We start from the raw sequence: 8850 nt of genomic DNA on the forward strand, positions 1-8850 counted from the left end.
ACTTCCATCGCTCCGTCGTGAGACATGCTCGGCGCGGAGGTCGGGGCGTGGAATTCAATGAGCGAGCGAGTGGGCATCGGCCTGCGTCTCCGTTCATCCAGCTCTGGCGATTCACTCCCTGTGCTGTCCAGGGGTCGGGAGTGCGTCACCCGGGTCGGGGAAACCCGGTTGTTTGAATCGGCGTTGCGTGGATACTGGAAAGTTTCAGTCGCTTAGTAGCCGAACAGCCCCGGATTGGGAAGTAAAAAACTTGGAAATCCGATTGGAGCCGCAGAGCCGAGAAGTACTGGCGTTGATCCCATCCCATCCCGCTGGGTTAGCATTCGAGACACTCGTACGCCCTCGAGTACGAGCATTCAGGCGTCGAGGGTCACATCACGTGGGGGTTGGAGATGGCTGAAAATCTGCGAACGGAGTACGGGTTTCGAGCAAACGCGACGGGCTACATCACCCCGGCCGAGGCGAACGCCTGGTTCGATGATCTTCGCGCCAAGGTGGCGATCAAGAAGGGGCGTGCATTCGGGCTGATGGTGGACATCCGCGGTCAGAAGGCGAATCCGCCGGAGACCCAGGAGATCATCAAGCAGGCCATGGGGTGGTTGCGGCAGAACGGCATGGTCCGCTCGACGGTGGTGCTCGACAGCGCCGTGGCTCGCCTGATGATGGTGCGCATGGCGAAGCAGAGCGGCGTCTACCAGTGGGAGCGCTACCTCGACGCGTCCAAGGACTCGGACTGGGAGACCAAGGCGATTGATTGGATCGTCCATGGCCACGAGCCCAGCAAGGAAGAGGACGCCGCGGCGTAGGCGCACGCCCCCAGCACTGCCCCGCGTTCATGCGCGGGGCAGCAGACGCGAGGTGGAGGGCCGAGCATCACGTGTGGGAGTAGCCTCGTCGCCACTCCCCCTCGAGTAGCGCGAGCAAGGTGGTGTCCCCGAACCCTTCGGGTTCCGCCACGTGATGCTCCCTGAGCACTCCCTCCACCTGAAAGCCGGCCCTGAGCAGCACCCGCAGCGAGGCGCCATTGCGTGAGTCCACGCGCGCCTCCAGCCGGTGCAAGCCCATCCGCCCGAAGCCGAAGTGGAGCAGCGCGGGGAACAGCTCCTTCATCACGCCCTGCCCCCACAGTTCCCGCGCCACCACGTAGCCCACCTCGGCGCGGCGATCCCGCTGGCTCCACGAGAAGATGCCGACATAGCCCGCTGGCGCCGCGTCCGCGTGCGCGCAGAGGACCCAGCGCATCCCCTCCCCTCGCCGCACCGCCTCCAGGTCGCGCGCGAGCTTCTCGCGCATCTGCTCCGTCCGGTGGATGAGGCGAAACCCCAGGTAGCGCCCGACCTCGGGGTCGCCGTAGATGGCCGCGAGGGCCTCGGCGTCCTCCAGGTCCGGCGCGCGCAGGCGCAGGCGCTCGGTGCGCAGCTCGGGAATGGGCTCCAGGGGACGGGGCTGCATGGGGGCCTCGGCGGCGGGAGACGACCCGCCAATGTAGCCCCCGCGCCCGCGCGGAGAAGGTGCCCCTGGGAACGGGGCGCCCAGTGCTCAACGCCTGGGCCCGAGGGCCCGGCGCGGCTCACTCGGAGCGCATCGCCTCGACGGGGTCGAGCTTCGCGGCCCGGGCCGCCGGATAGATGCCGAACACCAGCCCCACGCCGCAGCTCATGACGAGGGACAGCATCACGGCCCAGGCCGGCACCTGCATGGGGAACAGCAGCACCCACTGCCCCAGGAACGTCAGCCCGAAGCCGAGCGCCACCCCCAGCGTGCCACCTATCAGGGACAGCAGAATGGCCTCGGTGGCGAACTGCCCGAGGATGCGGCGGCGCTTGGCCCCCAGGGCCTTGCGGATGCCAATCTCCCGCGTCCGCTCGGTCACCGACACCAGCATGATGTTGAGGATGCCGATGCCGCCCACCACCAGCGACAACAGACACACGCCCACGCCCGCCAGCGCGATGACCTTGGAGAGCTGATTGAAGGACGCGGTCATCGACTCGTTGGTGTGAATCTCGAAGTCGTTCGCGTCCCGCGGCGTCAGGTCGCGGCGGCGGCGCAACAGGTGCGTCACCTCGTCCTGCGCCTTCTGGAACACCTGGCCATCCCGGGCCTGGATGTCGATGTCGAGCGAGCGGTTCTTCCCGTAGAGCTGCTGGAAGACCTTCATCGGGAGGGACACCTGGTTGTCCAGGCTCATCATCCCCATGAAGCTGCCGCGCTTCTGCAGGACGCCGATGACGAGGAAGGGCCGCCCCTGGATGCGCACCTCGTAGCCCAGCGGGTCCAACCCCGGGAACAGCGCGTCCGCGACATCCAGCCCCAGCACGACGACGGGACGCCCGTCCAGCGCCTCCGTCTCGTTGAAGAAGCGCCCGGACGCGACGGACACCCCGCTCGTCAACGGATACGAGGGCTCGGTCCCCACCACGCGCACGGATGGCCGCGTCTCGCGCGCCGAGGTGGCGACCTTCTGCCCGCCCTGATCATCCATGGGCGTGGCCGCGAGCACGGACGGACAGCCCTCCTGGATGGCGCGCACTTCCTCCATCCGCAGGTCCTTGCGCTTGGCGTACTTGGCCCAGTTGAAGCGCCCGAAGCCGGAGGGCCACTTCGTCACCTCGAAGGTGTGGGCCCCCAGGCCGCCCAGGTCCCGGTTCACCTTGATGCTGAGCCCCTCGATGAGGGCCATCATCGTGATGACCGTGGCCACCCCGATGACGATGCCCACCAGCGTCAACAGGGAGCGCAGCGGGTTCCCCAGGAACGTGCCGAGCGCCAGCCGAAGGTTGTCCCAGAACGCGCGCATGAGGCCCTACTCGTAGCGGAGCGCTTCCACCGGGTCCAGGTTCGCCGCGCGGGCCGCCGGCCAGATGCCGAACAAGAGCCCCACCACCGCCGCGAACGCCACCCCGCTGAACACCGTCTCCGGGCGCACGTCCGCCGCCAGCGGGGTGATGAGCGAGATGACCTTGGCCGTGCCCAGCCCCACCACCGTCCCGAGCAGCCCGCCCACCGCGGACACGCTCGCGGCCTCCATGAGGAACTGGAGCACGATGGTGCGCCGCCGTGCCCCCAGCGCGCGCCGCACGCCGATCTCCCGGGTCCGCTCGCGCACGGACACCAACATGATGTTCATGATGCCAATGCCGCCCACCAGCAGCGTGATGAGGCCCACGCCCACCGCCACGCCGTAGAGCGCGCGCGTGAGCTGCTCATACGTCTGCGCGAGCGTGTCCGGCTTGTTGATGGAGAAGTCGTCGGGTTGATCCGCGGGCGTGCCCCGCACGCGACGGACAATGCCCACCAGCTGATCCTCGTACTGCTTCACCCGGCCCGCGTCCTCCACCGCGATGGCGATCTGCATCGGCCGGCCCTTGCCAAAGCTCGCGTAGAAGGTCCGGAAGGGCACCAGGACCACCAGGTCCAGGTTCTCCTCCACCACCTTCCCCTTCTTGGCCAGCGTCCCCACCACCTGGAACGGCCGGCCGTCCACGCGCACCGTCTGCCCCAAGGGACTGATGCCCGGGAAGAGCGAGCTGGCGACCTCCGCGCCCAGCACCGCCACGGGCCGCGTCACCTCGTCGTCCGAGGTCGTGAGGAAGCGCCCCGAGGCCACCTCGTAGCCAGACACCGCGAGGTACTCCTCCAGCACGCCGGTGATGCGCACGCTGGACACCTGCGCATCGCCTCGCGCGACGTCCGACACGCGCTGCACGGCGGGCGACATGGCGCTGATGAAGGGCGCCTGCGCCCGGATGCGCGCCACCTGGTCCAACGTGAAGTTCTTGCGGTTGCGGAACAGCCACCAGTCCCCGCGGAAGACCCACGGGAACTTGGACACGTAGAGCGTGTTGGCCCCCAGCGTGGCCAGCTGGTTGTGGAATGACGTGTTGAGCCCCTGGATGATCCCGACAATGGCCAGCAGCGTGGCCACGCCGATGCCAATGCCCAGGGTGGTCAACACCGTGCGCATGCGGTTGGCGCGCAGCGAGAACAGCGCGATGCGCCCGCCCTCCAGCACGTCCACTCGGAAGCCCTGGCGAAAGCTCATGCGCCTCCCGTCACCGCCGCCACCCCCGCCCCGGTGCCCAGCGCCACCTCGCGGCCCGGACCGTCCGCCACGACCTCGCCGTCACTCAGGCGGATGGCGCGAGGACACCGCGCCGCCAGCTTGGGCTCGTGCGTGACGAGCACCAGCGTGTGCCCCGCCTTGTGCAACTGCTCGAAGAGCCGGACGATCTCCTCGCCCGTGGCCGAGTCGAGGTTGCCCGTGGGCTCGTCCGCCAGGAGCATGGACGGCTCGGACACCAGCGCGCGGGCGATGGCCACGCGCTGGCGCTGACCACCGGACAGCTCGTTGGGCCGGTGGTGCATGCGGTGCGTGAGCTGCACCTTGTCCAGCGCCGCCTTGGCCCGCTCGCGCCGCTCGCGGGCCGGTACGCCCCGGTACACCAGCGGCAGCTCCACGTTGGCGAGCGCCGTCTCGCGGGGCAGCAGCTGGAAGGTCTGGAAGATGAAGCCGATCTCCACGTTGCGGATGACGGCGAGGTCGTCGTCATCCATGCGCGAGACGTCCTTGCCGTTGAGCAGATAGCGGCCGCTGGTGGGGGTGTCCAGGCAGCCCAGCACGTTCATCAGCGTGCTCTTGCCGGAACCTGACTGGCCGATGATGGCCACCCACTCCCCTCGCGTCACGCCGAACGAGATGCCGCGCAGGGCGCGGACCTCCTCTCCACCCACGAAGAAGACGCGGGTGAGCTGCTCCACCTGGATGAGCGCGGACTGACGGGTGCCGCTGGCTTCGCTCACGACTTGCTACCGCCCTTCATGCCGCCACCGGCGCCCAGCTCCGCCTCACGCACCGAGTCCCCGGGGTTCAGCTCCTTGGACAGCGTGCGGTAGGGGCCCTCCACCACGCGGTCGCCGTCGTGAAGGCCCTCCACGACCTCCAGCTCCGTGTCGGACGCGATGCCCGTGCGCACGCGCCGCACCTGGGCCTTGTTGTCCCCATCCACCACGAAGACGACCTTGGCGAGCGCCTCCGTGCGGCGCTTGGCCGTGAGGGTGTCCCCCTCCACGGGCGGCTTGTAGTCCGGCAGGCTGCGCTCGGCGCGCACCGTGACGGCCTGGATGGGCACCAGCAGGGTGTCCGTGTGCGTCTCCGCGCTGATGCGCGCCTCGGCGCTCATGCCCGGGAGCACGCTCGGAGGCCGCGAGTCCAGCGCCACCGTGACGGGGAAGCTGGTCACCTCCGCCTCCGTGCCCGGGTTCTTGATGAGCGCCTTCTGCGCAATCTCCACCACCGCGCCCTGGAAGGTCTGCCCCTCCAGCGCGTCCATGGTGACCTCGGCGGGCTGCCCCGTCTTGAGGTGCACGACTTCGTGCTCGCCCACCTCGAACTTGACCTCCATCACGTTGAGCGCGGCGATGGTCATCACCACGTCCTCGGAGAAGTCCGAGCCACGCACGCGCTCACCCACCTCGCGCGACAGCTCGATGACCGTGCCGTCGATGGGCGACTCCAGCGTCGTCTTGGCGAGGTCCGTGGCGGACTGCTCCAGGAACGCCGCGTTCTGCGCGAGCCGCTGCTTGGCCGCGGCCACCTTCGCCTCGGCGCTGTCCAGCGTGGCGCGCGCCGTCTCCAGCTCCGCCCCGGACGCCAGGCCCTTGTCGGTCAGGCCCTGCACGCGCGCAAGCTCGGTGCGCGTGCGAGCCGCCTCCACCTCGGACACCTGGACCTCGGCCTTCGAGGCGTTCACCGACGCCTGGGCCTGCTTCACCGAGGCCTCATAGCGGCGCTTGTCGATGCGGCCCAGCACCTGGCCCTTCTTGACGCCCTCCCCGGCCTTCACCGCCAGCTCGACCAGGTCGCCAGACAGGTTGGAGGAGATCTTCACGGTCGTGGCCGCCTGCACCTTGCCCGCCCCCGTGATGGTCCGCGTGATGGAGCCCTTGCGGACCCGCGACAGCTGGACCTCCTGGGTCGGCGGAGGCCGCTCGCGCAGGCCCCCCGCCGTGATGGCCCCCGCGCCGAGCACGAGCCCGCCGGCGATTACCGCCTTCCACCACTTCATCGTGCGTCTCCCGAGTTCAACGAACCCGTCGCCCGAAGGAGGGCATACCGGGCGATTTCCACATCGATGCGACTCTGCAACAAGGACAGCTCGGCCTGGGTGAGCTTCAGCTGAGCATCCCGAACATCCAAGGTCGATCCAGCGCCCGCGCGGAACCGCTCGTTCGCCAGGGACAGGCCCTGGGAAGCAGCCTCGCGATTCTCGGCGGCCAGCTTCGACGAGGCGATCTGCCCATCGAGCGCCTGATGCGCGCGGCGGACCTCGGCCTCCAGTTCGCGGATGGTCTGCGCCTGCCCCAGCTCCACCCGGCGCAGCTGTGCGTCCGCGCGCTTGGTCTGGGCATCCGTGGCGAAGCCGTTGAACAGGTCCCACGAGAGGATGACGCTGCCGGTGAACGTGTTGCCCAGGCCCGGATCGCTCACGAACGGACCCGGATCCGGGTTGCCGTGGTTGAAGCGCCCGTCCAGGGACAGCCGGGGCACATAGCCCGAGTTCGCGATGCTGCGCTGGAGCTCGGCCGAGCGAACCTGCTGCTGGAGCACCCGGAGCAGCGCGCGGTGCTGACGCGCCGCCTCGATGGAGGACTCGAGCGGGGGCGCGGGCGTGGGCTCCTGCGTGAGCACGCCCGGAGCCACCGCCTGCAGGTCCGTGGTGCCCGACTGGGCCAGCCACACGGCGAGCTGCGCCTGGTCCGACACGAGCTGCGTCTGGCGCTGGACGACGCTGATGCGGTCGTTGCCCAGGTTCACCCGCGCGGCGATCTCCTCGCTCTTGCCCACGCGGCCCGCCTGGAACAAGGCGCGAGCGCGCTCCAACTGCTCCTCGCTGCGCTGCACGTTGGCCTGGAGGACATCGAGCGTGGCCTGGGACAGGTACAGGGAGAAGAAGCGCCGGATGGCCTCCATCTCCGAGGTGTCCGCCTGCTCCTCGGCCTGGCCCCGGGCGGCCTCGCGGTTGGCGCCCGACTGCTCCAGCTGCTTCCAGCGGGCCCGGTCGTAGATGAGCTGCGTGAGCCCCACCCCCAGGTTGTAGCTGTCGCTGGTGTTGGACGGCGTCTCGATCTCCCGGACGGAGAAGGTCAGCGAGCCATCTGGCCCGATGGTGGGCGCGGTCTGCACCACCTTGCGGCGGCCGACGTAGTCCAGCGAGGCCGACGCATTGAGGCCCACCTGGGGGAGCAGCGCCGAGCGCGAGTACCGCACGTCCTGCTCGGCGGAGGTGAGGTCCAGGAGCGTCTGGAGCGCCTGGGTGTTCTGCCGGCCCTGGCTGCGAGCCTCCTCCAGCGTGATGGGGGTGGCGGCGAGGAGGGCCGCGACGAAGAGCGCGCTCACCTGGCACCTCCGCCCATCGCCGGGAGGCCCACGAAGAAGACTCCCACGTACATCGCGTAGAGCACGCTGGTGAGCAGCACCGCGCGGCCCTTGGTCATGCCCGTGGCCGCGGAGAAGCCCAGCCCCAGCAAGGCCACGCTCCAGAGGTTGAAGAAGTCAGCGCCCTTGAGGAGGCCCTGCACACGCGGGGAGAGCCCCTGGAGGAACGCGAGGCTCGAGGGGACGAGCCGCTCGGCGCGCGCCTCGGTCAAGCCGAACTGGAAGAAGGCGCAGACGGCGAAGATGCCGTGGTAGAGGGCGATGGGCAGCAGCGCGAGCGCCGCCGCGGACACCAGTTGCTCGAACGGCGCCGGCTTCTCGAAGAGCCAGGTGCACAGCCACAGGATCGCGGCCAGCAGCACCACCGACAGCGGCATCACGAAGACGCCCTTGGCGATGCCGCCCACCAGCGCCTTGCGGGAGGCCGTCTGGACCTTGTCGGCCAGCTCGGACTCGGACAGCGCCGACAGGTCCCCCGAGGAAGCGGCCTCCGCCAGCACGGAGGGCGTGGCGTCCCACCGCAGGGAAAACGCCGTCCCGGAGACGGACACGCAAAGGGCGAGGATCAGGAGGGGCCACACCCAGCGGCGGGCCTCGACGGCGACGCGCGTTCCCTCGAAGGGGTCGACAAAAACGCGCGCCGGTTGTGCAAGAGAGGTCATGGTAGGGGTCTCGGAGCGATATACGACGTCCGCCCTTAGGCAATTGCCTAGCCAGCCGAGTTGACGCGCGAAACAGGCAGCCGGCCAACCGAATTCCGCGCATTTGGAGACGTTCCAGGTCGTTTCAGCCGGCCTGTAGCGACCTGTAGCGGAAATTTTGCCGCGGCGATCCGAAGGGTGTATTCCGCTCGGCTGCACGCTTGCCGGAGCTCGAATGGTCGACAGCACGGATCTCGCCCAAGTACTCCACGAAGCGAATGACATCGCCCAGAGCGTGGCCCAGCGGCTCACGTCGGCGCACGTCATGCTCGCGCTCTACACGGTGGAGAACCGGGCGCAGTTGCTGCTGAAGGACTGGGGGGTGGATGAGGACTCCCTCCTCCAACTCCTCACGGAGGCTCCGAGCGAGCCGGATGGCCTGGTGCGCGAGTTGTGCGCCAAGGCGCGCGAGTTGGCCACCAGCTCGCGCTCGTCCGAGGCGGACTGCCTGCACCTGCTCATCGCCGTCACCCGCGTGCGCTGCGTGGCCAATGATCTGCTCGTGCGGGCGGGCATCGACCTGCGGAACCTGGGCAACACGGCCCTCTCCTATTTCGTCAGCGGGCGCATGCCGCGGCGGCTCCAGCCCGGCCGGGTCCAGGCCGTGGCGACGCGCGCCCCGCCCGCGCGCCCCCTGGGCGCGCCCCCGTCTCCCCTCCCCGCCTCCGCCGTCGCGGTGAGCCTGCCCCGCCCCCTGCCCGTCGCGCCGCC

9 protein-coding genes are annotated in these 8850 nt (G+C 69.4%); 2 read left to right on the forward strand and 7 right to left on the reverse strand.

All coding sequences use genetic code 11. The annotated features are described in order from the left end of the window. Positions 1-392: 392 nt before the first annotated feature. Positions 393-806, forward strand: a complete 414-nt coding sequence (locus tag KRR26_RS32840) for a hypothetical protein (RefSeq protein WP_120203672.1) — start codon at positions 393-395, stop codon at positions 804-806. Positions 807-873: 67 nt separating this feature from the next. Here the strand turns inward: KRR26_RS32840 and KRR26_RS32845 are convergent, their stop codons facing one another. The 7 genes from KRR26_RS32845 to KRR26_RS32875 form a co-directional block, all read right to left on the reverse strand. Next, positions 874-1452 (reverse strand): GNAT family N-acetyltransferase, encoded by a 579-nt coding sequence (locus tag KRR26_RS32845; protein ID WP_120203671.1) that lies wholly within the window; start codon positions 1450-1452, stop codon positions 874-876. 118 nt (positions 1453-1570) lie between these two features. Next, positions 1571-2800 (reverse strand): ABC transporter permease, encoded by a 1230-nt coding sequence (locus KRR26_RS32850; RefSeq protein WP_120203669.1) that lies wholly within the window; start codon positions 2798-2800, stop codon positions 1571-1573. 6 nt (positions 2801-2806) lie between these two features. Then, complete coding sequence (locus KRR26_RS32855) at positions 2807-4045, reverse strand: ABC transporter permease (RefSeq protein WP_120203668.1); 1239 nt, start codon at positions 4043-4045, stop codon at positions 2807-2809. Next, complete coding sequence (locus KRR26_RS32860) at positions 4042-4803, reverse strand: ABC transporter ATP-binding protein (RefSeq protein ID WP_120203666.1); 762 nt, start codon at positions 4801-4803, stop codon at positions 4042-4044. Before KRR26_RS32860 ends, KRR26_RS32855 begins: the two co-directional genes overlap by 4 nt. Next, a complete protein-coding gene (locus KRR26_RS32865; RefSeq protein ID WP_120203665.1) occupies positions 4800-6068 on the reverse strand; it encodes an efflux RND transporter periplasmic adaptor subunit in 1269 nt (422 codons plus the stop codon). Before KRR26_RS32865 ends, KRR26_RS32860 begins: the two co-directional genes overlap by 4 nt. Further along, positions 6065-7399 carry a TolC family protein gene (locus tag KRR26_RS32870; RefSeq protein WP_120203663.1) on the reverse strand — a complete coding sequence of 445 codons (1335 nt, stop codon included), beginning with the start codon at positions 7397-7399 and terminating at the stop codon, positions 6065-6067. Before KRR26_RS32870 ends, KRR26_RS32865 begins: the two co-directional genes overlap by 4 nt. Next, the gene (locus KRR26_RS32875; RefSeq protein ID WP_233576723.1) at positions 7396-8019 is read right to left on the reverse strand and encodes a YIP1 family protein; all 624 of its coding nucleotides are present in this window, start codon (positions 8017-8019) and stop codon (positions 7396-7398) included. Before KRR26_RS32875 ends, KRR26_RS32870 begins: the two co-directional genes overlap by 4 nt. Positions 8020-8314: 295 nt before the next feature. On the opposite strand from KRR26_RS32875, the gene KRR26_RS32880 reads away from it, so the two are divergent. Next, the coding region (locus KRR26_RS32880) for a Clp protease N-terminal domain-containing protein (protein WP_328707248.1) at positions 8315-8850 on the forward strand (536 nt) is incomplete at its 3' end.

Source organism: Citreicoccus inhibens, assembly GCF_019039035.1.
GTDB classification, from domain to species: domain Bacteria; phylum Myxococcota; class Myxococcia; order Myxococcales; family Myxococcaceae; genus Citreicoccus; species Citreicoccus inhibens.